This is a genomic window from Streptomyces sp. NPDC040718 (genome assembly GCF_055593565.1).
This window is the reverse complement of sequence record NZ_JBVIXO010000009.1, coordinates 77,582-99,996: the sequence shown is the minus strand read 5'-3', so window position 1 is coordinate 99,996 and position 22,415 is coordinate 77,582. Positions and strand designations below refer to the sequence as shown.

Sequence of the window (22,415 nt, the reverse complement as noted above, 5' to 3'; positions counted from 1 at the left end):
TGCGCTGCCCGTAGTGGGCAGCGCACCGGTGGTGGATGGGTCAGACGGCCTGCCGCTCAGCGCGGCGACGGGCGAGGTATGCGGCCGGCGCATCGGCGGGAACCCGCCTCAGCCCGCCGACCAACAGGGACTCCAGCTCTCCACTGCCGATGAGGGCGAAGCAGGTGGTCCGCCCGATCCGGAGGCAGCGTGCGGCCTCTTCGACGGTCAGGAGAACCGGGGCGGGGTCGTTGCCCCGGGCGGTTCTGGCGTCGTCCAGGTGAGTGATGCTCATGTAGGCACTCCTGTGGGGCAGTCCTTCGGGCCTGTACCGGGGATGCGCGTGTGTCCGAGGCTGGGATTTCTGCGTCACCGCGTCGCCTGTGTCACTTACCGGTCTGACCTGCGGTTTTCGGTGACACAGCGGGATGGCGTGTGTCACCGGCCTGTGTCACCCGCGTCATCGGGTGACGTGGACTGGTGACGCGGGTGACGTGTGGTGACGCAGCCGTTGGCCGTCTGCGTCACCCCTGTGTGCGCAGGTCACGAACGGTTTGTGGGCTTGCGGTGACGTGGGTGACGCAACATCTCTCTTCTTAGGAAAAAGAGAGGGGTGGTGTCTGTTGTGGTACGTGCCTTCAGGCGTGAAGAAGGAGCCGCACAGCGGCACGTCCCTTGAGCCGGCGTTCCGCCGGAAGGGCAAGAAGAGCACCCGCCTGCCCGGGGGACGGGTGCTCTTCTTGCCTGTGCCTGGCGGTCCCCGACCGGTCCGGTCAGAACATTGGGGCGGGCTGGGCTGGCGCAGGTGCGGCCGGGCGGGTCATCTCGATGTAGCGCGCGGTTTTGGTGCGGCCCCAGTCCACGAGGACGCCGCGCGCCGCCAAGGTGGGCTGAAGCCGCTTGAGACGGTCGGAGAGGACCTTGCCGGTGGTGGGCCAGCCCTTGGGCAGGGTGCGGAAGTCGTCTCCGGTGTAGAGCTGGGTGAGGGCGTGCAGCCACTCGGTCGAGGCCATCCGCACTTCCTCGCCCGGGTCGAGGCCGGCGGCATGCTTGAGGACGGTCTGGGCGAGGAGGTCGCCTTCGATGACGTCGTCGTTGAGGTCGTCGAGGCTGGCCCGGTAGGCGGTCAGCGAGCCGAGGCCGGTGGCCGCGTCGAGCTGGGCACAGAGGTGGGCGAAGTCGGCCATCCGCAGGTCGGTGGGAATGTCGGCGTCGGTGGCCCGCACCTTCACGGTGAGGTCCAGCAGTGATCCGAGGATGACGGGCAGGACCTGCGCGTACTCCGCCCACAGCTCCGCTTCCGTCCTCCGCACCCGGGGCCGCTCCAGCCGCAGCGGGAGGAGGCGTTCGGCGAGGTCGGGGCGGATGACGCCCACGTCGATGCCGGTCAGCAGGAGGGGGCGGCGGTAGCGGGAACGGTGGACGTCGCCGTCGCTGAACAGGGCGCGCTTGATGCTCTCGGCGCCGGTGACGATGCAGCACATCAGGTCGGACAGGTCCGGGGGCAGGTGGGAGAGGTTGTCCAGGGCGGTGACCCATCCGGCCGCGACGGCCGTGATCAGGTTCTCCTCATCCTTCGGCGCCCGCCGCAGGTCACCGGTCATGCCCTCGATGATCCGCACCAGCATCCGGCCGCCGGTGGACTTGCCCGCGCCCTGGGGCCCGGTGAGGAACGGAGCGGGGACGGGCACGGACGGCTCCAGGCAGCCGATCAGCCACGCGACGGCCAGGCACTCGCTCTCGGCGTTGGCGAAGTTGCACAGCCTCAGCAGCAGGTCGATGCCCTTGCCGTCGGTCTCCTTCTCGGGGAGGGGGAGTTCGCCGGTGAGCTGGGTGCGCCGCCAGCACACCTCTCGCGGGTCAGGGATGCTGATGTCCCACCCGGTGGGATGGATGCGGACCGACTTGCCGTCGTCGCGGCCCAGGTCCAGCCACGTCGCACCGTCGAATCCCGGGGCCACCCGGATGTGGGTCGCCTGCACGTCCTGGCTGAGCGCGAGCGCTTCGATCAAGTCCAACGCTTCCTTCAGCGCGGTGCCGTTGAACACGCCGAGCCCGTCGTTGAACAGGCCGACCATGAGTTCCTGCCGGTGGCTTCCGGCCGTGCCCTGGGAGCGGATCGGCCGGGCCACGGGGTGGCCGTTGCGCTGCGCGTACACGGTGCCCTCGGTCGTGCGGAAGTACCGGAAGTGCTGCTGCGCGTAGTCGGTGATGATCTCGCGGGCCGGGGTCTTCTCCTCGTCGGACATCTACAGTCCCAACTTTGTACGGGCGTTGTCCCAGGCCACCTCGCAGTGCCGGGGCGACTCCCCCTTGCCCTGGGCGGCGATGAACAGGCGGCCGATGTGCCCCTCGGTGAGGCAGCCGCACCGGCCGTGCGCGGAGAGCACGGCGAGGAACGTCCGGTACACCGTGCGGTGGATGATGCTGTCGGCGGCGGTGATGCGCTGCTCCGCCATGGCGATGCCGCGTTCCAGGTAGGCGGGCGAGCGGTGCGGGCACTCCCCGCCCCCGGCCGGCGAGGGCCCGGTGACGGTGCCCGGCACTGTGCGGGCCGGGCCGGGGTGCTTCACGACGAGCGCGCGCACGGCGTCCGGCAGCGCCGTCATCGGGCCGGTGCCGGGGCTGATCCACCGGGCGTAGACCATCGTGGACTTCACGTCGACCGCCTCGCGGACGCCGTTGGCGGACTGCATGGCGCCCCGGTAGATCCAGTGCTCGCCCCGGGTGGTCGCCACGGTCTTGGTCGCGGGGAGGTTCTGGCGGGCCCACGCGACCGCGTCCGGGCTGTCGAGGTCCACAACGGTGAGGCCCGCGCCGCCGGGGTGGTAGGCGACGGCTGCGGCCTGCCGCCAGGCCTTCGCCCAGGCCGGGGAGGCGAGGACGTCCGTGTCGTTGGTGGCGGCGGCCCAGGCGTGGCAGGGGGCGGGGCACTGGCAGGGACCGGCGGCTTTCATGTTCGGCCGGTCCCCGCACGCCGAGCGGGTGCAGGAGCGGCAGTTCCCGAAGGGGAGCTTGCCCTCCCGCAGCGGCAGCACCGGGAGGCCGATCTCCGCCAGCCAGAGCGCGGTACGCAGGTGTCCGGTCGCGGTCCTCATGCGGCTTCCCTCGTCTCATGGGTGAGGTGCTGGGTGGCGATCCAGTGGCTGTAGGCCGGGGGTACGGCCTGGCGGGCTTCGGTCTTGCTCATCCAGGTGCAGCCCATGGCGTCGGCGTAGGCACGCTCTCCCTTGTGCGCGAACGCGAGGAGTCCCTTGTGGTGCCAGCACGGGGGCAGGAGGTCTCCGCCGCCGCCCCAGGAGGTTTCGAAGGTGCGGTGCCGGCGGACGTTCAGCCCGAACTGCGACCCGCACAGCAGGTAGTCCGGCCGCAGGGGCGCTTCGGGGACGTTCTCGATGACCCAGGGGATGCCGGATTCCTGAAGCCGTTGGCGGCCGGGGGTGAGGAGGTCGGGGTGCTGTTCGCGGTCGCCGCGCCAGGCGGTGACGCGGGCGAAGTGCTGGCAGGGCCAGGAGGCGTGGATGAGGTCGTAGCCGTCGAGGGGGAAGGTGAGGGCGTCGGCCTGGTGGAAGGTGAAGGGGTAGTTGGGCTGGGGGTTGATGTCGACGCCGGTGACGTCGAACCCGGCGAGGTGGTAGCCCATGGACAGGCCGCCGGCGCCGCAGCACAGGTCCAGGACCCGCAGCCCGTTCGGACGCCGCAGCGGTAAGACCGTCGTGTTCACGCGGCCACCGCCGACGCGCCGAGCTGGGCGAGGGCCTGGGCGCCGATGTGCTGGGTGTAGGCCGGGGGGATGCACTCGCGGATCCCGTCGCGGTTCATCCACGGCACGCCCATGACCTGGCGGGCCAGGCCGACGCCGGAGAAGTTCCCGACGAACTGCCCGTACCAGCCCTCGGGGATGGGGCGGCCCATCTTGGCCTGCGGCACCGTGTGGGCGGGGTGCGGGGGCGGGGTCAGGGTGAAGCCGCCGCCGGTCTCGAAGTACCGGTGCCGGTACGTCTGGAGCCCGAACATGGCCCCACACAGCATCACGGGCTCGCGCAGCTTGTGGGCGGCCCCGCGCACGTTCTCCATGACCCACGGCCGACCGGTGGCGTTCAGGGCCTCGCGGGTGGGGGCGATGAGGTCGGGGTGGGTGTTGCCCTGGATGCGCTGGCAGTCGGTGTCGTGCTGGCAGGGCGGGGAGGCGTGGATGAAGTCGAAGCCGGCGCCGAACTTCAGGATGAAGCTGATGGCGTCGTCCTGGTGGAAGCCGAGGGGGTAGCGGGGCTGGGCGTCCTTGTCGACGCCGGTCACGTCGGCACCGGCTAGGCGGTAGCCCCACCCGGCGCCGCCCTGGCAGCAGTACGTGTCCAGGAACCGCAGCGTGCGCTCTCGCCGGATGTGGGTGGGTTGGGTCATGCTGGGTGTCTCCAGTTCTTGTGGGTTCTGGATGAAGGCGGCCCGGACTTTGGCGAGAGCGGGCCGCCTTCGTGCTGCTAGAACGGGGGTTCGTCGCTGTAGCCGTTGGCCCACAGGTCCCGGCGCGCGGAGGTCCGGCGGCGGGGCATGTGCGGGAGCGGGATGAGGACCCAGCGGCGGTCCTCGCTCCAGCAGGCGCAGGACTCCCATTCGGTGCCGGCGTACTCGCCGGTCTCGTAGTCGCCGTAGTCGTGGTTGTGGCCGCCCTCGCCCCTGCAGTCGGGGCAGTTCGGGTTCGGGGTGCCGGTCAGGATCAGGGCCCGGTGGGACCAGTTGCGGAGCTGGATTCGGTAGCGGGGCATCGGCGTCTCCTCGCTCATACGGATGGGGTGCTGGGGCGGTGCGGGAGGGAGGCCGGGGGCAGCCCGGGAGGGCCCCTCAGGGGCTTTCGAGGGGGTGTTCCGGGGCCGCCTCCCTGCCTCCCTATTCGGGTGTTTGTGCTGATCAAGGGCAGGGACGGGGGCCAGGGAGGCGGGTAGGGAGTTCTCCCTGCCTCCCTGACGGCTCCCTGCTACTCGGCGCGGCGCTCGTCGTCCTGGTCGCGCTCGGCGAGGGCGGCGGTGACACGGTCGCGGTCGACGACCATGCGGCCGCCGGTCTTGCGGGGTTCGGCCCCGGCGGCCTCCAGGACCTGCTTCAGGTCGCCGAAGGTCCACTCCCGGTACTCGCCCGGGTTGAGCGCGGCCAGGCGCCGCAGCACTTCCTGCGTGAGGACGCGCCGCTCCTCGCCGATGACGGTGGCGATGTCCGCGATGACGTCGACCGCACCGGCGGTCGGCTCGGTCGTGGTCGTGGTCTCGACCGTGCCGCGCAGCTTCTTGGCCCGGTCGGCGATCAGGGCGGCGGTGTCGGTGTCGATGTAGTGGGTTCGGACCGTGATGGAGGCCTGCCCGGCGGGAATCTTGATGCCGTCTGAGGCGACGACGACGGTCCCCTTGTCGAGGCCCTGCCGCAGCAGGTGCGGGGCCGCGCCGCCGTCGACGGCCTTGTCGCCGAGCGCCATCCGGGCCTGCGACTCAGTGCCCAGGGCCAGGGAGATGCGGGTGTGGGCGCCCTCGCGGACCAGCTTGGGAAGGTTCTGGTCGGTGGGGTCCTGCGTGCCCTCCCACAGGAGCACGTCCACGGCCCGCCCCTGGTTGTGGATCTTCCGGGCGGCCATGAAGTACCGGGAGGTGGCCTTGGATCCGCCGTAGGGCCGCTTGTCGGCGCCGACGGCCGGGCACATGAACGCGACCTGGGCTTCGTCCACGACCAGGATCAGGGGAGGAAACACGGTTCCGGGCGGGGCCTGGATCCGGCGCTCCATCTCCGCGACGCCGGCTTCGAGCATCTCGGTCGCCTCGATGACGTGCTCGTCGGTCGGCCCCTGGATCAGGGTGGTGGCCAGCCCGTCGAACATGTCCCAGTCACCGACGCCCTTCAGGTCGGCGATCCGGAACTCCACCGTCTTGTCCAGGGCCAGCCACAGGGCAAGCGCCCGCAGCGCGGCGGTCTTCCCCTGGTTGGACAGGCCCGTGATCAGCAGCATGCGCTGATACAGGCTGATCAGGGCCTTGTCGCCCCGCAGGTCCTGACCCCACGGCGCCTTGCCGGTCTTGTAGTTCGCCGTCATCGTCTGGTCGGCGGTCAGCGGGGAGGGGCCGATCGGCTCGTCGAGGGCGCCGGAGTCGGCGATCCACAGCCGCACCGTCCGCGCGGCGGTCGGCAGGGTGATGAACACCTCGTGCTCGTGCCGGGCGAGGTTCTCGGCGAGCTTGCGCCGGCGGCCCTGCACTTCGGCGGTGGAGACGCCGGAGGGCAGGGTGACATCGACCTCGACGCCGCATCCGGCGATCCGGATCGGCCCGAGCATCGCCGCGCCCGAGTCGCCCATCTCCTTGATGGCGTTCCGCAGCGGCGCGATACCCAGGTCCCGCAGGGCGGTGACCACGACCGAGGGGGTAATCGGCGCCCCGGCGTCGTCGCGCTGCTGGGCCGGGAGCATCCACTGCGGCGCGGTCTGCTGCCGCTTGCCGACACCCCACAGGGCGAGAAGCGCCAGCCACGGCCCGACCACCAGCGCGGGCCCCCACACGACGCTGGCGACGGCGACGGTCCAGCGGATCGCCTCGATCACGGCCGCGATCGGGGCAATCGTCCAGGTGATGTCCTTGTTGCCTATGGCCAGCACGATGCCCAGCGCCAGCAGCCCGCCCACCGTCAGGCCGGTGCCGTAGAGGGTGCTCTTGGCGAGGTCGGGCATCGAGCGCAGGAGTTCCATGCGCCGGTGATGGCGGCCCGTGCGGAACCGGGTGAGGCGGTCTTCCCACTCCTTGGCCTCGTCCAGATTCCCCGCGGCTTCGGCGGCCCGGATCATCCGCTCGTAGCGGGAGGCGGTCCTCCCGTCCCACGTCCGCTTGGCCGCGATGCGGGTGCCGCCGGCCACATACATGCCGTGGCGGGCCACCAGCCGCACCGCCTTTCGGGTGCGCTCGTCGGCGACCGCCCGACGGACGCCCCGGGCGGTGCGCTTCCACACCCGCGCCGGCCGCACCCGGGCGGGCGCCGGTGCAGCCTCGGGGGTGTCGCCGGGGAGGGTGTAGACGCCGCTTGTGGGGTCTTTGAACAGGGGGACGACGTTGTCGGTCATGCTGGGGGTCCTGTCTGTGCAAGCGGGCAGGGATGAGACCCGGGGGCGGCCCGATTCCTTGGCCGGGACGGCCGCCCCAGGGGCACAGCTACTTGCGGTTCTTGGCGCGCGCCTTCATCGCGGCCTTGTCGGCGGCGGCCTGCTCGGCGGCCTCGCGCTCCTCGCGCTCACGGGCACCGTCGATGATGCGGTCGATCTTGCGGGTCAGGTCGCCGATGTAGACGGTCTCGCTGGCGATACCGCGCTTGGCCGCCCGGGCCGTGTACCAGCCGATCTTCGCGATCTCGCCGGCGGTGAACTTCGGGTCCTTCGCCATCACGGGACTCCTTCCGGCGCCGGTCTGTCCGGCTCCCCTCACCACCCGGGCCCACACGGGGCCGGGCGGATTGGGCAGCCGTCAGCGGCGGGGCAGGAGCAAGAACCGGATGACGAGTGCGGTTTCGACGGCGAGGAAGGCGGTCCATCCGATCTGGTGGCCCCAGGTGCGGGACACCCACAGCAGGGCCGTCCCCAGGGCGAACCCGATGAGGACGACGAGCACGTACCGGCTGATGGTCGTGAGCATGCGAGCACTCCTCAGGGAGAGGTCGGGAGGGTCAGCCGCGCTTGCCGCGGGTGGTGGCCTTGCGCACGTTCTTGGCGGCCTGCGTGCCCTCGGGCCCGCCGATCGACTTCACGACGGTGTGGACGGTCCAGCCCAGGACCAGGGCGAGGAAGGCGAGGAACGCGATGTTCGCGGCCATGGCGGTCAGCGCGCCGATCAGCAGGGGGCCGAAGTAGACCCCGGCCGCGACCGCGCCGGCGCCGACGCCGGAGCCGAGCGCGATCCGCTGGATCGTGCGGTCGGGCGGGGCCTGGTGGATGTGCTGGTGCACGACCTGCGGCCCGGTGAACTGGGCGGGCAGCTGGTCGGCGTAGACGTGGGTCCCGTCCGGGAGCTGGACCACATGGGTCTGGCGGACGGGTTCGGGCAAGTGGTTCACGGTCGCTCCCAGGTCGTGGTGGGTCAGAGGTCCGTGAGGGCGTCGGTGGGGATCTCGTAGATGTCGGTCACCGAGTCGACGTCGCGCCAGCGGCCGGGGCCGGTGTGGACGTGGGCGACGTGGATGCTGCTGCCGTCGCGGCTGGTCGTCTGGTGGATCTGCACCACGTCGCGGCTCCGGCGGGCCCGGCGCAGGCACTGCCGGGCGGTGTCGATGCTGATCGGCTCCGGGCGCCAGCGGGCGATGGCGGGCTTGCCGGTGTACTGGACGAGGGTGGTCACCGTGGCAGGACGCATGGGTAGTACTCCTTCGAGGTCAGACGGCGAGGAAGAGCGCGGCCAGGGTCAGCGCGAGGACGTGTGCGGTCTGGTCGACGTGGGCGGCGCCGCCGTGCGCGGCCCAGCCCTGCTGCCGAGCGATCCGCATCCACGCCGCGATCGGCCAGCGGCGGTCGATGAACCCGTGGCTGACGCCGATCCACAGCAGGGCACCGGCGGCGGGCAGGAGCGGCAGGTGCCACCCCAGCGCGACCGACCCGAGGGCGAGCATCGCGGCGCAGGTGAGCAGGTGGGTAGCGGCGTGGGTGATGTTGGCGGTCCAGCCCTGGCGGCCACATCCGGCCTTGTGGGCGGCCTGGTGGTCGGTCTGGAACGGGTAGTCGGCCAGCAGGTGCCCGACGTAGAGGAGGAACGCGATCTCGGCGAACACGGGTGATTCCCTTCCGGGCAGGTCAGGCAGCGAGTTCGTTCGTGTCGGGGTAGGCGCAGGGCACGCACATGCCGAGCTGGGCCGGGATGACGTATCCGGCATCCCGGCAGCAGGCGGGGCAGGTGCGGCGGGCGGTGTTCGCCTTCGCCAGCGCGGCCGTCTTGCCCGGGGTCATCGGCCGGACGGGCAGGGCCCGGTCCACCCGGTACAGGAAGGCCGTCAGCGGGCCGCGTCGGAAGCGGGGCCGCAGGATCTGCCCGGCGATGTCCTGGCCGCCGGGGCGCAGGCCCAGGGCGCGGAGCTGTCGGCGGGTAGCCAGGCCTTCGGGGGCGAGCCGCCACGGGAAGGTCGGTATCCCGTGGCGTCCGCCGGACGGGTCGAAGCACTCCGAGTAGGTGGCGGTCATCCGGCGACCGCCTCAGCCGCCGCGTCCGCGCGCCGTTCGGTCTTCAGGGTCTCGCGCAGGACCCGGGCCTTGGCCGGGGACGTGCGCAGGGCCTTGCGGATCGCCTCACCGGTCAGGTCCTCGACCGGCCACGACTCCGTAATGCTCCGGGCCTCCGCGAGGAGCTCCTCCGGGCTGCGGACCGGCCGTGCCGATCGGGCAGCTTCCGGGACTCGACCGGTCGCCCGACGGGGCCGCGTCACGTCAGCCGCAGCGACCGGCACCCGAACCTCGACCGGGGCGGCCGGCGGCTCGATCGGATCGACCGGGGCCACCTCCAGCTCGGGCGCCGGGGCGGGCGGGGTGGTGGTCTCTTCGACCACCGGTTCGCCCAGCTCAGCACTCGACCGAATTACATCGATCCGTACCGATTCATGTGCGGTCGGGTCGATCGGGTGGTGGTGGAGAACTTTGGCGACGAGGTCGGAGCCGAAGTAGATCGACCCGACCGGGAGCGACGTCGCCAGCAGGACGAGCCCATAGTGGGCGGGATCCCAGTCGGCCAGTCGGGTCCAGTCGATCGACTCGGCGTGCAGCTGCGGCAGAAGCCCGTGCACGTAGTTCAGGACCAGCGACGCGATCGTGTACCCCGCGAGGACCTTAAGGGCGAACTTGCGGGACTCGTCGGTCAGGACGAGCGCGGCGACGAGGGCGAGAGCCATCAGCCCGTCGACCACGAACGGGTACAGCGTCGCCGCCGTCCCGTCCGCGCCGATCGCCCGCGCCACGTCCCGCAGCGCGTTCCACGACACCCTGAACGCCATCCCGACCACAACCACCAGGGCCACCACCAGGAGGACCCTGGCCGTGCGACTCACCGGTCGTCCCCGCCCGTGGCCGTGCGCACGGTGAGGGACGCGGTGAACTCGACGCCGCCGGTGAAGGCGTTGTCGCGCTCCTCCCACTCCCACTTCCCGGTGTCGGCCGGCTCGTAGCCGAGCGCGGCCAGGGCCGCCGCCCGCTCGGCCTGCGTCGGGGCCGGGGAGGTCCGACCGAACTCGTGCATCGGCCAGTCCTTCACGGGGGCGTCGGTGACGACGTACAGCTCCCACTCGCCCAGGCACGCGTTGGTCAGTCGCGCTCGGGTCGTCGTCATGCCGCACCGCCCGGCAGGGCGGCAATGGCCTGGTTGGTCAGCGCCCGCCGGGCGGCGAGCATCTTGCGGCGGGCCCGGCGGATCCGCCGCTCGTCCAGTTCGGACGGCGTCCGGTCCAGGACGCTGATCTCGACGTCGAGGAGGTCGCGCTCCGCCAGGATCAGCGGCAGCTCCCACTCGATGGCCTCCAGCTCCGCGCCCGTCGGCTCCAGGTCGACGGGAAGCGGGGTAACGAGGGTGTGACGTGCAACGATGGGCTTCATTGGGTCGTGCTCCTCTCAGACAGGAACGGGGCCCGAACGAAGCCCCCGGTGTTCGAGCACCGGGGGCTTCACTTCGTCAGGCAGATACGCCGGCGCACCAGCGGGTCAGTCGTCGTTGCCCAACTCGTCGGGGTTCACGTGGCGGTCCAGGTCGTAGTGCAGGCTGTCGGCCGCCTTCGTGATCCACTCACCGAGGAAAGCCACCCGCCGGTACTGCGCGAGCCGCAGCTCCTCGGTCAGCACCGGGGCGATCAGCTCGTCGGCGACGCCGGCCAGGTCTCGCAGGATCCGGCCCAGCTCGCCGGCGGACACGGTGCTCGCGTTGGGAAGGTCCTCCCCGTCACGGATGCTCATGGGTACTCCCACGTCAGAAGGGGTGGAGCAGGAATCCGGCTCCCCTCAACCCCGCCCGTACGACGCCGAAGCGCCGGACGGGCGGAGGAGGCAACCGGCCGCAGCACTGCGACAGATGGGGTAGTGCAATGTCTCCTTCAGGGCTGCGGCTCCCGTATGAGGTAGAGCCGCCATGCCTGGCGAAGGCGTATGGAGACGTGACCTTTCGGTCCAAGCCCTCCGGAATGACCAGGGTCCGGCGCGCCCTCGGCCCGCTCTGTCCCGGGCCCCTTGACCTCGAACGGCCCATGACTGAAGGCACATTGAGATCCCGCCCCCTCCGTCCGGCGAACCGTCCGGCGGGGACATCCCTAAGGTTCCCTAGGGTTCCCTGCGGTGTCAAGCGGTAAGCTAGGGAACCCCAGGGAAGTCGTCGCGGAGGAGCGGACAACATGGCAGGCCAGGCCGACAATCGGGCGCCTTACGCGAGGATTGCCGCCCACTACTCGGAGCTGATCACGTCCGGTCAGCTGCAGCCGGGGACCCTCTTGCCGAGCATCAAGAACATGTCGGAAGAGTGGAAAGTGAGCACGGCGACAGCGGAGAAGGCGCTGCGCAAGCTGCGCAACGAGGGGCTTGTCCGTGGCATCCACGGCATTGGGACCGAAGTGCTGGACCAGCCGGCTCCCATGTCGTCGGGGTCCCAGCGACAGGATCGGGGACGCCGTACAGGGTCCAGCTGGGGGGCAGGCGAGCGGTCCGACTCGCACCAGGCAGCCGTGGTACCTGCGCCCGAGGACGTAGCGCAAGCTCTGGACATCCAGCCCGGCTCAGACGTGGTTCGCCGTAGCCGGGTGTACCGCGACCGACACGGCATCGTGGCTCACAGCACGTCGTGGATTCCGGCTCGGTACGGGAAGCTGATCCCCCAGCTTGCAGAGAGCGCGCGACTGACAGGGGGAACGTCGCTTCAGCTCATTGCCCAGGCGACCGGCCACCCGATCAGCCACCGGATCGACACCGCTTCAGCCCGCCCGCTGACGCCGGAGTACGCAGAACTCCTGGAGCTGGACCCTGCCAATCCGCCGACGGACCCGGTGGTCGTCATGACGGCCAAGTTCGTGGACAGCGAAGGCAACATCGTTGAGTACGGTGTGGACCTCGGGGGCCCGGGTCGGACATGGCGAACGGAATCAGAGGTGACCGCGTGACGGTCTGCGTCCTAATGGCGGGCCTTCCCGGCTCTGGGAAGACAACGCTCTCCCGCACTCTCACTGCCCGAGGCTTCGTGCGGCTGTGCCCAGACGAAGAGATGTTCCGCCGGCACGGCGTATACGGCGTGGACTTCCCCCGGGGCGTCTTCCCCACCCTTGAGCGCCCCGTCCTTGAAGACGTGGCTGCCGACCTGAGGGAGCACATCAAAGCCGGACATGACGTCGTTGTGGATCACGGTTTCTGGACGCCGGCGGACCGGACGAAATGGCGCTCGATCGCCTCGGATGCCGGAGCAACATCCCTACTCGTTTACCTTGCCGCCAACCATGACGAACTGTGGGCGAGGGTCAGCAAGCGCAACGAGTTCCACGCCAACGATCCCAACTCGATCTACTTCTCTGAGAGCGATCTACAGCGGTACCGCACACGGTTCTTCCCCCCATCAGACGATGAACCACATGTGTTGTACGAGGGTGATCCCGCAGCCGTGATCGCGGCTCTGAACGACGTTCGCTCCTGAGACCAGCCGGGCTTCGGACCTACGGCGCCGTGGGGTGGCAAGCACTCGCAGCCCGCAGCAGTGGGGGAAAACCGACAAGCGCCTGACCTGTGCCGTGTGTTTCGTCAGACTTCCAGCATGGACGCAGGGTTGGCAGCGGTACTCGGGGCAGCGGTGGGCGCAGCAGGTACGGGAGGCGCAGCCGTCATTGCGGCGTTTCTGACACGTTCACAGGCGCTTCTTCAGGTCCACGCCGAGCATCAGCGGAGCATCCGAGAGCCGCGGAAGGCCACTTACGTGGCCTTCGCTGAGGCCTGGTACAAGCAGTACAGCTTGATAACTGAAGCGTGGGCCAAGCTGGAAGTCGCTAGGCGCCTGCGGGGAACGCCTGCCTACGAGGGAGCCACAGCGGCTGTCGAACGCCTCCGCGATCAGGCGGAAGAGGCGAGCGGAGAGATCCGCCATCTCGGGAGTGCAGTGCAGATCGAAGGACCTCGATGGGTCACGTTCGCTGCGCTTAAGGCTCAAGTCGAACAGTTGGAGCACCTCAGCCTTCTTGAAAATGGCATCACTACTCTCCGCTCCGGCGCCGCCCTCGACCTGCGACCGCTGGAAGCTGCCGGACTGAAGGCTGCCGCCAGCTACGAGGGCTTCCTAACCGCTGTATCTGAATCCCTAGGTGATCCCGTGGGCCGCCGTAGGCGGTGACGCAAGGTTCACCTCGACAGGGTGTGACCAGTCGCCACAGCCCGTCTCAGTTTCCGTCTCATTCAGCCCCGTCCGAAGCCGTTCACAGCGGTTCGCGTACGGGTCAGAGGCAAGGAGACGAACGAGGTTGAACGACAACGACCCGTCCGTCGGTCAGCACGGACAAACCTGCAAAGCGGGTTACGCCGGTTCGATTCCGGTCACGGCTTCCATCCGGTCCGACCAGGCCGAACGACAGGGCGGCACCCATCCCGGGGCGCCGCCCTGCCGGCCTTCCGACCGGACTCTCCCGGCTGCGTCGTGGGGTTCAGTCGACCTGCTCGCCGTCGTAGGTACCGCCCTTGCAGTAGTTGCCGTCCTCGTTGATCGCGGGCGTTCCGCCGCCCTGCCTGCACTCGGAAGGAGTGACGACTGACGGGGCGCTCTGTGCGGTGTCCATGGCGGCCGATGCGGTGGCGGCGCCTGTGAGGCCGAGTCCGGCGAGGGCTGCCGTGGCGATGACGGCGGCGGAGATTCGTCGAATGCGCATGTGGTTCCCCTTTCACGGATTGCCTCGGTCGGGGCACTGGTCAGGGTGGGGGGGTGCGGGATACGGGCGCGGTGACGCGACCCGTCGGGCAGGCCCTGCGTCGCTGGGCCTGCGCTCGCCATTCCACGCTAGCAATTCCCGCAAATGGGCGCATTCCGGCACCGGTTCCGGTCACGGCTTTCCCGTGTCGCCGTTTCCCGTGCCGTCGTTTCCCGTGCCGTCGTCGCCCTTGGGCTGCGCCTGGTGGCCCTGCTGCTGCGCGATGGCGCTGCCGCTCAGGTACCCGACGCGCATCTCCTGGATGCAGTCGTTGCGGAAGCGGCTGTTGTGCTCGACGCCGTGGCGGTCCAGGAACGCCCTCATCGGCGCCTCGGCGCTGTGCTCACCCGCCTTGAACATCGCCTTGGTGACCCCGTGCGCCTCGGCCTTGGTCTTGTCCTGGTGCTCCTCCTTGGCCTCGTCCGACCACTCGCCGATGACCTGCGAGGCCGCCTGCTCGACGGCACCGCTGCCGGTGTCCACCGCCAGCGGGACGACGACCGCCGCCGCGCCCGCCGCGGCGGCCGTGGCGGGCAGGAAGGCCACACCGGCCGCGATGGCCGCCGTGGTGCCGAACCCGACCCACGTGGACCTCTCCTCGTGCGCCTTCTCGTACTCCTCGTGCTTCAGCGCGCCGACCGCCCTGACCTGGTCCGCCCTGGACTCGTCGAGAATGCCCTGCACCTCGGCACCGGTACGGATCACCGGCCGGACCCTGCCCTCGTCGATCGAGCCGCCGGGCCCCACCTGGCCCTCCAGTACGCTCGCGGAGTAGACGCGTTCGGCGGCGGACACGGTGGCGTAGGCACCGGGGTGCTGCCCGAGGGCGGCGAGGAGATCGCGGGCCCCGTCCCGGTCGAGCACCGCGTGGGCCTGCCCGTCACCGCCGTGCGGGGCGAAGACGCTGTGCGCGCCGTTCCCTTCGAGCGCCCGGTTGACGTCGTCGACGTACCCGGCCGTCATCCGGCCCAGGCTGTCCGCGAGGACCTCCTGGTTCCTGAGCAGGGCCGCATCACCACCGTACTTCGCCGCGGCCGCCGCCATGACCCGCGCCCCGGACTCGGTCCGGTGCAGCTCCGGCGCCGGGTCGTCCCAGGCGTGGCCGAGGGTGGCCGCCTCCAGCGCGTGCCCGAGGGCGTCCGGCATGTGCCGGCGCACCTCGCCCATGTCGTCGAAGTTCGTCCCCTCCATGTCGAGGGTGTGGCGGTACCCGGTGTTGCCGAAGAAGTCGAGGTACGTGGTGACCGGCCGGCCCGTCGCGTCCTTGCCGAGGTCGGGAGCGCCGGACTTCGCCGTACCGTCGGCGCCGTAGGCGTGGGGGGAACGCGCCGGGTCGAAGAACTCGGCCGCGGCCGCCGGGCTGTGGCCCATCGCCTCCAGGAAGCCGACCACCGGGTCGTAGCCGGCACCGTTGACCCCGGAGGGGTTCAGCACGTTCCTGCCGTAGCCGGCGCCCAGCTGCCGGCCCCGGCTGAAGAAGTCCGGGTCCTTGGCGTGGATCTGCGTCGCGTGTTCGGCGATGGGCACCAGGAACCTGGGGTCGTAGTTCCCGTAACGCATGATCCCGCCGAGCAGCTGGTAGCCGAACGGCGGGTTCTGCTCGTACCGCCCGAGGGGGATCTGCTGGGTGCCGAGCCGGCGCAGCTCCTGGGCGTAGCTGTCGGGCAGGTGCGGTTCGGCCGTGGAGCGGGTGGCGGTGGCCAGGTTGAGGCCCAGGTTCTTCTGGAGCTCCTGGACGTCCGTCAGGCGCTGCTCGTCGAGCTTGCCGTACGCGTACGCGTCGGTCGCCATCTGCCCGAAGAACCGGAGCGCGCCCTTGGGGCCGAGGTTCCCGTAGAAGGCTGTCGAGAACTCCGCCTTGCCGGCGTTGTCGGCCAGCAGCTCGTTCAGCTCGACCAGCTCGGCGTGCGAGAGGTTGCGGCCCTTGCGGGCGAGGCCGGTAGCGCGGCCGGCCTGCTCGGCGGTGAGGCCGGCGTACTTGGGGGCGGCGAAGTCGTGGCCGTCGGCGACGTTCGCGCCGAGGAGGCGGGCGAGGGACCGGTCCACGTCGTCGCAGGCGTCGACGGCGGCGTCCACCTTCGCCTGCCAGCGCGGGCGGTTGACGCGGAGGGACTCCTGGTAGTCGGGGTCGTGGCGCGCCGCCTGCCGGTCGGCGTCGGTCGCCAGGGGCAACGCCTCGACCTTCCCCTTCCCGTCGACCCGGAAGCCCGCGGCGGGGGCCTCCACCTCGGCGATCTTCCTGAGCCGCTCGCGGGAGGACCTGAACGTGTCGTGGCCCTGGGCGAGGGCCCGGTGGATGCCCTTGGCCTCCTTGGCCGCGTCCTCGAACTCCTTGGCCGTCTTGCCCACGAACGGCCGCCCCACCCCGGCCGTGACCCCGCTCCATTCGGCCTTGTCGGCCTTGGCCTTCATGCCGTTGCGGGCGGCCTCGGCCAGCGCCTCCAGCTTGGCGGCCATGGCCTGCCAGTCGCGGACGGCGGTGGCGAGCTTGTCGATCGGGGCGTTCAGCACGTTCTCGTACGTCACCACGACGGCTACTTGAGGTACGTGTCGAGCTTGGAGGAGGTGAACTCCGCGTAGAGGCACTGCTCGTCCCTGCGGTGGGAGGAGAGCGAGTAGTTCAGCCCGTTGGAGATCTGCGCGCAGGCGGCGACGAGGGTCTTGACCTGGGATTCCCACCGGGCGTTCGCCGTGGCGAGCGCGGCCCCGCTGCCGAAGCCCTCGCGCGACAGCGCCGCGGCGGCCTCGGAGGACGCGGTGGCGGCGTGCCGGCCGTCGGCCTGGAGGCGGGCGTGCAGCTCGTACGCCTCGCTGCCGATGGCGCCGATGTGGTCCTGGTTGAGGGCCAGGTCCGTGCCGGTGGCTCCGCCGGCGGCCGTCGCCTGGTTGAGGCGCATCGAGATGCCGGCTACGGCGGCGGCGCGTGCGGCCGACCATTCCTCTTCGAAGGACATCTCGCGTACTCCCCAGTCCGTGTCCGCGTCAGCGCCCCGCCCGCCGTACGACGACTGCGGCGACGGCCCCGCCGATGAGGACGCAGGCCCCCAGCCCGAGGGCGATCCAGGGCGGGTCGCCACCGTCACCTTTGTCTACCGCAGGCCCGGCCTGGGCCGGGGTGCTCGGGGTGATCTTTCCCCCGGTCGAGGGAACGGGAGGCCCCGATGCTGCCGCCGTGGCCGCCGCGGCCGCCGCGAGGTCGGGCAACGGGTACACGTCCGCCGGGCCGGGATCCCCGGGGGCGGGGAGGGCGACGCGGGGGCGGACTACGCCGTAGCCGATGTGATCGTTGCGCTCGGCGCCGTCTACGGGCTTGCCGGCGGTGTTGAGGAGGACGCGGAGGATCTGGTTGTTGGTCCAGGTGGGATGGGCGGACCAGAGGAGGGCGGCGGAGGCCGAGGCTAGGGCGGTGGCGTCGCTCGTGCCGTGGCTGGTGCACAGCCCCGTCTTTCGCGCACACGCTGTAACGATGTCGATGCCAGGTGCCGACATGTCTACCTGTGTGCCATGCTCCGACTCCTGCGTGGCCTGACCTTCGGAGTCCACCGCGGCAACGCCAACCACCCCCGGCGTCGCTGCTGGGTAGTTGATCCGGTTGAGGGTATCCCCCTCATTCCCAACAGCAGCGAAGATCAATTTCCCCTTCGCCAGTGCATACTTCACCGCTTCGGCTCGCGCTCGATCATCCTCCGGCTTGCCTTCCCGGCCCTGGGAAATATTGATGATCTGGGCTTCCGAGTCCGCAGCAAATCGGATGGCTTCCACCCACGATGGAGTAGAAGCCGCCTCCAGAAGGTTGGGCACCCTGATTGGAAGGATCTTGGCTCCGGGCGCAAGGCCGTAGGCGCCATCTCCGCTCGGGTGCCTACCGGTACCGGCAATGATGGCCGCCATGCTCGTGCCGTGGCCATCGTAGTCGTCGCGTGGTTCAGTATTTCCATCGCCTGCGGGAAAAGCCTTACCCAGCAAGACCTGGCCTTCGAGCTCTGGAATTCGATCGACGCCCGTATCGATGACCGCAACCGTTACGCCTTTACCAGTGCTGATCTTCCAGATGTCATCGGCCTTCATGGCATCGAGATGCCACTGCTGCTCTCGGATGGTCTGCGCATGCGCCGGGGTCACCGCGACTCCAACCAGCAGGAGACCTACCAGGGCCGAAGTCGCCTTCCGTGTACGCATCCCGTGCAATGTCCGTTTCGCTCAGTCGATCACCGGTGGGACAACACGACGGTTGCCCTGCCAGGTTTCTTCATCCTCGGCCAAGTAGTTGGGCCGGTCGCCCACCTGGTCTCCACGTCGCCTACTCGCCGCCGGGGAAGCGGTACCACCGTGGCCAACAGCCCCAACACCCGACCCACGCACGAGGCCCACCCCGCCCTGAGTGAACGCCTGGCCGCCAGTTACAGCCTGGCGTCCACCGACAACACCTCCCGGCTCCATGGCCAGTCGACGACCAGTCGATGGGCCACCTGGAGTGCCATGCGGACCGCTGAAGCCGCCGCCCATCATTCCGGGCATTGCACGACCGCCAGCATGCGAACCATCCCCGCCAATGACCGTGCCTCGGGGGATACCCGCGCTCGGCCCGCCGGTGGCAATCGGCCGACCGCCCACGATTCCTGTGTCCCGGGGAGGCGGCATAGGAATACCGCCAACCTTCCCGCCAATGCCCACAGGAGACCGCCCAACCGGGAACGAGCCGCCGCCCAGCCCTGGTGTCCCAACCACCGAAGGTAGCGACACCGATGGTACTGGGGGACCGGGATTGCCACCGCCACCCATGCCAACCGGCCCCGTTGTTGGAGGCAGCGACATGTCCGGGAGCGTTGCAACGTGGTCGATATCGACGTTCACGTCACGGGCCGGCATGACCGGCAACGGGGATAACGTCTGCCCCTCCGCCGGAAGCGCCGGGTGAACCACCGAGGATTGGTTGGGCGATGGCTGGTCGAATCCCCGCGGCACTTCTCCCGATCCGCCGACAGAGGCATACGAAGGCCCGCCACCTACGCCGCCCGAAGCAGCTCCCGGGCGTTCGCGAACCGCCTCGCTTCCGTAGCCGGTCGGTTCAAAAGCGCCCGGCGGCGGCGGAAACGTCGGAGCCTCCGCCTTGTTCATCTGCGCCGACGACTGCTCGTACGACTGCGCCAGCTTCGTCAGTTGCTGCACCGCGTGCTGGTGGTCCGTGGTCAGTTTTGCGTGGGCGGTCCGGCCCATCTGCTGCGCGTCCGGGTCGTTGTGGAACTTGCGGGCCGACTCGAGGTTCTCCGCCGCCGCCGTGTCGTACTTCGGGGTGTTGGCCTTCACCTCGATCATCGTCTGCGCGGCCTGCGTCATCCATTCGCTGCCCGCCGCGCTGTAGTCGCCCAGCAGCAGCGTCGCGTTGCCCGTGCGGCTCACCCAGTCCTGGAAGGCGTGGGCGGCTTCGCCCTCCCAGCCCTTGACCTGGTGCTTCTTGAGGCTGCTGCCGATCTCCTTGATCGCGGCCGCCGCCTCCGCCAGCTGCGTCGCCCGCGCCTTGACCGTCTCCGGGTTGACGGACGCGATCATCGCGAGCAGCTGCTCGTGCGAGTAGCCCTCGAAGTTCGTCGTCGCCATCAGATCGTGCCCCTGCCCTGCTGCCGGGCTTCGTGTTCCTGGCGGGCCAGGGGGTCGCGGTCCGGGACGTAGGCCTCCTTCGAGGCCTTGATCAGGGCCCGCATCCGGGCCTGCGTCTCCTCGTCCACGCCGCCGTAGCCCTTGCCCGCCGTCAGGACGGCGATGCCCAGCGCCTCGATCTGGCCCGCCAGGCCCTGGGAGAGCTTCTGCAGCTCGGCGTGGACCGTCGCGTACGCCTTGAACAGGGCGTCCGCCTCCGTGAAGCCGGAGCCGAGCGTGCCCGTCGGCAGGGTGCCGTGGGCCAGCTTCCCGGCGTCCGCTTCCGAGCCGTCGAGGGTCTTCAGCAGCGCGTCGACCCGGTTCTTGTAGTCGGTCAGCGAGTCGTACTCGACTTCGAGGGCCTTCGCCTGGGCCATCACCGCGTCCGCGAGGCCGCCGGCGACGGTCACCCCCGGCATCCCCGGACCCGCGTTGTCCAACGCCACGAAGCCCTCCCCCGCTCCCCGTCCCCGTTCGCACCCGCTCTCGCGCCACTCTAACGACCGGCGCCGACAGGCCCCAAGCGGCTAGGAGTTGGGCGCCGCCGACGCCGGCGCCGCGACCGCCGCAGATGGCCGGATCGGGATCCTGTTCACGGGGCGGCCCGTCGCCGCGCGGACCGCCGAGGCCACCGCCGCCGGGGTGGTCACCACCGGGACCGCGCTCGCCGCCTTCGCGCCGAAGGGGGCCACCACGTCCCGCTCCTCCACCAGCCGGACGATCCGCACCGCCGGGGCGTCCAGGGACGTCGGCAGGGCGTAGCCCGTCAGGTCGGGGTGGCGGACCAGGCCTGCGACCGAGCGGAGGTTCTCCGTCAGGGCCGCGCCGACGCCCTGGGTGACGCCCGCTTCGATACGGGCCTCCAGCTGGCGGGGGTTGAGGACGCGGCCGACGTCCTGGGCCACGGCGAGTTCCACGACCCGGACCGAGCCCAGCTCGATGTCCACGTCGACGACCGCGCGGATCGCGCAGAAGGCCAGGCCCACGAAGGCGTCGCCCTGGCCGTGCTCGTCGAGCGGTTCGGTGGGGTGCGGGCGGCACTGGGCCGTCGCCCAGAGCTCCTTGCCCTCTATGGCCTCCGTGACCGTCATCGAGAAGGCCCCGTCGTACGACGTGATCCGGCCGTCCTGGATCTGGAGGAGCTCCGTCGACATGCCGAGCTTGTGGGCCATGGGCTGGAGGAGCTGCGTACGGACCATCTTCGCGGCCCGCTCGACGGCTCCGCCCGAGACCCAGGTGTGGCGGCCGTGGGCGGAGGGGCCGGCCGGGGGCTGGTCGGTGTCGACGGGGGCGCAGGCCACCTCGTCGATGCCGAGGACCTCCTGGACGATCTGGCGGGCGAGGGTGGCGAAGCCCTGGCCGGTGTCGACGGCCGCGCAGATGACGGTGGCCGTCCCGTTCACCACCTTGACCGTGGCGGTCGAGACCTCGTCCGCGCCCTCGGCGCCGAGCATGTGGACCATGCCCACGCCGTAGCCGACGCCGCGCCGCACCGCGCCCGGTTCGCCCGCGCCCTCGGGGCCGCCGGGCAGCAGCCACTCCTCCTCCGGGGTGTCCTTGGGGAGGGCGGGGAGGGGGAAGTCGCGTACCGAGCGGAGGAGTTCGGCGACGGGGGCCGGGCAGGTGACGGTCTGGCCGGTGGGGAGCAGGTCGCCGGTGGCCAGGACGTTGCGCATGCGCAGCTCCGCGCCGTCGATGCCGAGGGCGGCGGCGAGCTTGTCCATCTGGCCCTCGTACGCGGCGCAGACCTGCATGGCGCCCTCGCCCCGGACGTGGCCGGAGGGCGGGTTGTTCGTACGGACCGCCCAGCCCTCGACGAAGGCGTGCGGGACGACGTACGGGCCGCAGGCGAAGGCCACGGCCGCCGCGAGGGACTCGGCGGAGGCGTCGGCGTAGGCGCCGGCGTCCATCAGGATCTGCGCCTCGACCTTGACGAGCCGGCCCTCGGCATCCGCGTGGTGGCGGTAGCGCAGCAGGGTCGGGTGCCGGTGGGCGTGGCCGAGGAAGGACTCCTCGCGGGTGGCGGCCAGCTTCACCGGGCAGCCCGTGCGCAGGGCCAGCAGGCCCAGCGGGAGCTGGAAGGCGGCGTCCTCGCGGTCGGCGGTCGCGCCGGGGACACCCGTGACGACCACCCGTACCCGGTCCGGTTCCAGGCCGAAGCAGGCGGCGGCGAGGTCGCGGTCGGTGTGCGGGTCGGTGGAGGCGGTGTAGATCTCCACGCCGCCGTCGGGGCGGGGCACGGCGAGGCCGGCCTCGGCGCCGATGGGCGCGGGGTCCTGGCGGCCGATCCGGTACAGGCCCTCGACGACGACGTCGCCGGTCGCCTCGGGGTCGCCGTAGCGCAGCGGGATGTGCCGGATCAGGTTGCCGTCCGGGTGCAGCGGGGCCGCGCCGAAGGACTGCTCGGGGTCGGTGACGGCGTCGAGGAGTTCGTACTCGACGATGATGGCGGCGGCGGCGAGGCGGGCCGTGTCGGGGTGGTCGGCGGCCACGGCGGCGATGGGCTCGCCGTGGTGGCGTACGACGTCGTGGGCGAAGACCGGCCGGTCGGCGATGCGCCGGCCGTGGGTGGTCGCGCCGGGGACGTCGGCGTGGGTGATGACGGTGCGCACGCCGGGCATCTCGGCGGCGGCCGAGGTGTCGATGGAGCGGATGCGGGCGTGGGCGTGCGGGGAGCGCAGCACGGCGGCCCACAGCAGGCCCTCGGCCCAGAGGTCGGCGGCGTAGGGGAAGGTGCCCTCGGCCTTGGCGCGGGCGTCCCCGGAGGGGACGGAAACGCCGATTCCGCGCAGGGGGCGCGGCTGTTCGGTGTCGCCGTCGGTGCCGAGGCTCACCGTCGCCATGGTGGTGGTCGTGGTGGTGCCGGCCGTCGCCGTGGCCGCGTCCTG

27 protein-coding genes are annotated in these 22,415 nt (G+C 70.8%); 3 read left to right on the top strand and 24 right to left on the bottom strand.

Features of this window, described 5'->3' with window-relative positions; all coding sequences use genetic code 11:
* Positions 1–40: 40 nt before the first annotated feature.
* From ACZ597_RS22675 to ACZ597_RS22595, 17 genes are all read right to left on the bottom strand, one after another.
* On the bottom strand, positions 41–274 hold the full coding sequence (locus ACZ597_RS22675) for an excisionase family DNA-binding protein (protein WP_471332963.1): 234 nt from the start codon (positions 272–274) through the stop codon (positions 41–43).
* A 478-nt stretch (positions 275–752) separates the two neighbouring features.
* A complete protein-coding gene (locus ACZ597_RS22670) occupies positions 753–2,228 on the bottom strand; it encodes an ATP-binding protein (protein WP_471332960.1) in 1,476 nt (491 codons plus the stop codon).
* Positions 2,229–3,077, bottom strand: coding sequence for a bifunctional DNA primase/polymerase (locus tag ACZ597_RS22665; protein WP_471332957.1), 849 nt, complete (start codon positions 3,075–3,077; stop codon positions 2,229–2,231).
* Positions 3,074–3,703 (bottom strand): methyltransferase domain-containing protein, encoded by a 630-nt coding sequence (locus tag ACZ597_RS22660; RefSeq protein WP_471332954.1) that lies wholly within the window; start codon positions 3,701–3,703, stop codon positions 3,074–3,076. The genes ACZ597_RS22665 and ACZ597_RS22660 overlap by 4 nt, the downstream gene beginning before the upstream one ends.
* Positions 3,700–4,383 carry a class I SAM-dependent methyltransferase gene (locus ACZ597_RS22655; RefSeq protein ID WP_471332952.1) on the bottom strand — a complete coding sequence of 228 codons (684 nt, stop codon included), beginning with the start codon at positions 4,381–4,383 and terminating at the stop codon, positions 3,700–3,702. Before ACZ597_RS22655 ends, ACZ597_RS22660 begins: the two co-directional genes overlap by 4 nt.
* A 77-nt stretch (positions 4,384–4,460) precedes the next feature.
* Positions 4,461–4,745: a hypothetical protein gene (locus ACZ597_RS22650; RefSeq protein WP_471332949.1), complete on the bottom strand. Its 285-nt coding sequence runs from the start codon at positions 4,743–4,745 to the stop codon at positions 4,461–4,463.
* A 209-nt stretch (positions 4,746–4,954) separates the two neighbouring features.
* The gene (locus tag ACZ597_RS22645; RefSeq protein ID WP_471332946.1) at positions 4,955–7,072 is read right to left on the bottom strand and encodes an ATP-binding protein; all 2,118 of its coding nucleotides are present in this window, start codon (positions 7,070–7,072) and stop codon (positions 4,955–4,957) included.
* Between the two features lie 88 nt (positions 7,073–7,160).
* Positions 7,161–7,388 carry a DUF6257 family protein gene (locus tag ACZ597_RS22640; protein WP_471332943.1) on the bottom strand — a complete coding sequence of 76 codons (228 nt, stop codon included), beginning with the start codon at positions 7,386–7,388 and terminating at the stop codon, positions 7,161–7,163.
* 81 nt (positions 7,389–7,469) lie between these two features.
* Complete coding sequence (locus ACZ597_RS22635) at positions 7,470–7,637, bottom strand: hypothetical protein (RefSeq protein ID WP_471332940.1); 168 nt, start codon at positions 7,635–7,637, stop codon at positions 7,470–7,472.
* Positions 7,638–7,668: 31 nt separating this feature from the next.
* On the bottom strand, positions 7,669–8,055 hold the full coding sequence (locus tag ACZ597_RS22630) for a DUF6251 family protein (protein WP_471332937.1): 387 nt from the start codon (positions 8,053–8,055) through the stop codon (positions 7,669–7,671).
* A gap of 23 nt (positions 8,056–8,078) precedes the next feature.
* On the bottom strand, positions 8,079–8,351 hold the full coding sequence (locus tag ACZ597_RS22625) for a hypothetical protein (protein WP_471332935.1): 273 nt from the start codon (positions 8,349–8,351) through the stop codon (positions 8,079–8,081).
* A gap of 19 nt (positions 8,352–8,370) precedes the next feature.
* Complete coding sequence (locus tag ACZ597_RS22620; RefSeq protein WP_471332933.1) at positions 8,371–8,763, bottom strand: DUF3307 domain-containing protein; 393 nt, start codon at positions 8,761–8,763, stop codon at positions 8,371–8,373.
* Positions 8,764–8,785: 22 nt separating this feature from the next.
* A complete protein-coding gene (locus ACZ597_RS22615) occupies positions 8,786–9,169 on the bottom strand; it encodes an RRQRL motif-containing zinc-binding protein (RefSeq protein ID WP_471332930.1) in 384 nt (127 codons plus the stop codon).
* Positions 9,166–10,026, bottom strand: coding sequence for a DUF2637 domain-containing protein (locus tag ACZ597_RS22610; RefSeq protein ID WP_471332929.1), 861 nt, complete (start codon positions 10,024–10,026; stop codon positions 9,166–9,168). The genes ACZ597_RS22615 and ACZ597_RS22610 overlap by 4 nt, the downstream gene beginning before the upstream one ends.
* Complete coding sequence (locus ACZ597_RS22605; RefSeq protein WP_471332926.1) at positions 10,023–10,304, bottom strand: DUF6303 family protein; 282 nt, start codon at positions 10,302–10,304, stop codon at positions 10,023–10,025. Before ACZ597_RS22605 ends, ACZ597_RS22610 begins: the two co-directional genes overlap by 4 nt.
* Positions 10,301–10,567 carry a DUF6284 family protein gene (locus tag ACZ597_RS22600; RefSeq protein ID WP_471332924.1) on the bottom strand — a complete coding sequence of 89 codons (267 nt, stop codon included), beginning with the start codon at positions 10,565–10,567 and terminating at the stop codon, positions 10,301–10,303. Before ACZ597_RS22600 ends, ACZ597_RS22605 begins: the two co-directional genes overlap by 4 nt.
* Before the next feature lie 105 nt (positions 10,568–10,672).
* Positions 10,673–10,921 (bottom strand): hypothetical protein, encoded by a 249-nt coding sequence (locus ACZ597_RS22595; protein WP_471332921.1) that lies wholly within the window; start codon positions 10,919–10,921, stop codon positions 10,673–10,675.
* Between the two features lie 431 nt (positions 10,922–11,352).
* Here ACZ597_RS22595 and ACZ597_RS22590 point away from each other — a divergent pair, with 431 nt between their 5' ends.
* From ACZ597_RS22590 to ACZ597_RS22580, 3 genes are all read left to right on the top strand, one after another.
* The gene (locus ACZ597_RS22590) at positions 11,353–12,111 is read left to right on the top strand and encodes a GntR family transcriptional regulator (protein ID WP_471332918.1); all 759 of its coding nucleotides are present in this window, start codon (positions 11,353–11,355) and stop codon (positions 12,109–12,111) included.
* Positions 12,108–12,635 carry a P-loop nucleotide/nucleoside kinase family protein gene (locus ACZ597_RS22585; RefSeq protein ID WP_471332916.1) on the top strand — a complete coding sequence of 176 codons (528 nt, stop codon included), beginning with the start codon at positions 12,108–12,110 and terminating at the stop codon, positions 12,633–12,635. Before ACZ597_RS22590 ends, ACZ597_RS22585 begins: the two co-directional genes overlap by 4 nt.
* A gap of 117 nt (positions 12,636–12,752) precedes the next feature.
* On the top strand, positions 12,753–13,322 hold the full coding sequence (locus ACZ597_RS22580) for a hypothetical protein (protein WP_471332913.1): 570 nt from the start codon (positions 12,753–12,755) through the stop codon (positions 13,320–13,322).
* 307 nt (positions 13,323–13,629) lie between these two features.
* Here the strand turns inward: ACZ597_RS22580 and ACZ597_RS22575 are convergent, their stop codons facing one another.
* The 7 genes from ACZ597_RS22575 to ACZ597_RS22545 all read right to left on the bottom strand — a co-directional run bounded on the left by ACZ597_RS22575 (position 13,630) and on the right by ACZ597_RS22545 (position 22,370).
* On the bottom strand, positions 13,630–13,851 hold the full coding sequence (locus ACZ597_RS22575) for a hypothetical protein (protein WP_471332910.1): 222 nt from the start codon (positions 13,849–13,851) through the stop codon (positions 13,630–13,632).
* A gap of 171 nt (positions 13,852–14,022) precedes the next feature.
* Positions 14,023–16,416 (bottom strand): hypothetical protein, encoded by a 2,394-nt coding sequence (locus tag ACZ597_RS22570; RefSeq protein ID WP_471332907.1) that lies wholly within the window; start codon positions 16,414–16,416, stop codon positions 14,023–14,025.
* Positions 16,417–16,424: 8 nt separating this feature from the next.
* On the bottom strand, positions 16,425–16,844 hold the full coding sequence (locus ACZ597_RS22565) for a hypothetical protein (RefSeq protein WP_471332904.1): 420 nt from the start codon (positions 16,842–16,844) through the stop codon (positions 16,425–16,427).
* A gap of 28 nt (positions 16,845–16,872) precedes the next feature.
* Positions 16,873–18,069, bottom strand: coding sequence for a type VII secretion-associated serine protease mycosin (gene mycP, locus ACZ597_RS22560; protein ID WP_471332901.1), 1,197 nt, complete (start codon positions 18,067–18,069; stop codon positions 16,873–16,875).
* Between the two features lie 21 nt (positions 18,070–18,090).
* Positions 18,091–19,488: a WXG100 family type VII secretion target gene (locus tag ACZ597_RS22555; RefSeq protein WP_471332898.1), complete on the bottom strand. Its 1,398-nt coding sequence runs from the start codon at positions 19,486–19,488 to the stop codon at positions 18,091–18,093.
* The gene (locus ACZ597_RS22550) at positions 19,488–19,973 is read right to left on the bottom strand and encodes a DUF2563 family protein (RefSeq protein WP_471332896.1); all 486 of its coding nucleotides are present in this window, start codon (positions 19,971–19,973) and stop codon (positions 19,488–19,490) included. The genes ACZ597_RS22555 and ACZ597_RS22550 overlap by 1 nt, the downstream gene beginning before the upstream one ends.
* A gap of 81 nt (positions 19,974–20,054) precedes the next feature.
* Complete coding sequence (locus ACZ597_RS22545; RefSeq protein WP_471333415.1) at positions 20,055–22,370, bottom strand: xanthine dehydrogenase family protein molybdopterin-binding subunit; 2,316 nt, start codon at positions 22,368–22,370, stop codon at positions 20,055–20,057.
* Between the last annotated feature and the right edge of the window lie 45 nt (positions 22,371–22,415).

Excerpts from the sequence above, each read along its gene's own strand:
- ACZ597_RS22675 (WP_471332963.1), bottom strand. The coding sequence starts at position 274 with ATGAGCATCACTCACCTGGACGACGCCAGAACCGCCCGGGGCAACGAC.
- ACZ597_RS22670 (WP_471332960.1), bottom strand. The coding sequence starts at position 2,228 with ATGTCCGACGAGGAGAAGACCCCGGCCCGCGAGATCATCACCGACTAC.
- ACZ597_RS22665 (WP_471332957.1), bottom strand. The coding sequence starts at position 3,077 with ATGAGGACCGCGACCGGACACCTGCGTACCGCGCTCTGGCTGGCGGAG.
- ACZ597_RS22655 (WP_471332952.1), bottom strand. The coding sequence starts at position 4,383 with ATGACCCAACCCACCCACATCCGGCGAGAGCGCACGCTGCGGTTCCTG.
- ACZ597_RS22650 (WP_471332949.1), bottom strand. The coding sequence starts at position 4,745 with ATGCCCCGCTACCGAATCCAGCTCCGCAACTGGTCCCACCGGGCCCTG.
- ACZ597_RS22645 (WP_471332946.1), bottom strand. The coding sequence starts at position 7,072 with ATGACCGACAACGTCGTCCCCCTGTTCAAAGACCCCACAAGCGGCGTC.
- ACZ597_RS22640 (WP_471332943.1), bottom strand. The coding sequence starts at position 7,388 with ATGGCGAAGGACCCGAAGTTCACCGCCGGCGAGATCGCGAAGATCGGC.
- ACZ597_RS22635 (WP_471332940.1), bottom strand. The coding sequence starts at position 7,637 with ATGCTCACGACCATCAGCCGGTACGTGCTCGTCGTCCTCATCGGGTTC.
- ACZ597_RS22625 (WP_471332935.1), bottom strand. The coding sequence starts at position 8,351 with ATGCGTCCTGCCACGGTGACCACCCTCGTCCAGTACACCGGCAAGCCC.
- ACZ597_RS22615 (WP_471332930.1), bottom strand. The coding sequence starts at position 9,169 with ATGACCGCCACCTACTCGGAGTGCTTCGACCCGTCCGGCGGACGCCAC.
- ACZ597_RS22605 (WP_471332926.1), bottom strand. The coding sequence starts at position 10,304 with ATGACGACGACCCGAGCGCGACTGACCAACGCGTGCCTGGGCGAGTGG.
- ACZ597_RS22600 (WP_471332924.1), bottom strand. The coding sequence starts at position 10,567 with ATGAAGCCCATCGTTGCACGTCACACCCTCGTTACCCCGCTTCCCGTC.
- ACZ597_RS22595 (WP_471332921.1), bottom strand. The coding sequence starts at position 10,921 with ATGAGCATCCGTGACGGGGAGGACCTTCCCAACGCGAGCACCGTGTCC.
- ACZ597_RS22590 (WP_471332918.1), top strand. The coding sequence starts at position 11,353 with ATGGCAGGCCAGGCCGACAATCGGGCGCCTTACGCGAGGATTGCCGCC.
- ACZ597_RS22580 (WP_471332913.1), top strand. The coding sequence starts at position 12,753 with ATGGACGCAGGGTTGGCAGCGGTACTCGGGGCAGCGGTGGGCGCAGCA.
- ACZ597_RS22575 (WP_471332910.1), bottom strand. The coding sequence starts at position 13,851 with ATGCGCATTCGACGAATCTCCGCCGCCGTCATCGCCACGGCAGCCCTC.
- ACZ597_RS22565 (WP_471332904.1), bottom strand. The coding sequence starts at position 16,844 with ATGTCCTTCGAAGAGGAATGGTCGGCCGCACGCGCCGCCGCCGTAGCC.
- mycP (WP_471332901.1), bottom strand. The coding sequence starts at position 18,069 with ATGCGTACACGGAAGGCGACTTCGGCCCTGGTAGGTCTCCTGCTGGTT.
- ACZ597_RS22555 (WP_471332898.1), bottom strand. The coding sequence starts at position 19,488 with ATGGCGACGACGAACTTCGAGGGCTACTCGCACGAGCAGCTGCTCGCG.
- ACZ597_RS22545 (WP_471333415.1), bottom strand. The coding sequence starts at position 22,370 with ATGGCGACGGTGAGCCTCGGCACCGACGGCGACACCGAACAGCCGCGC.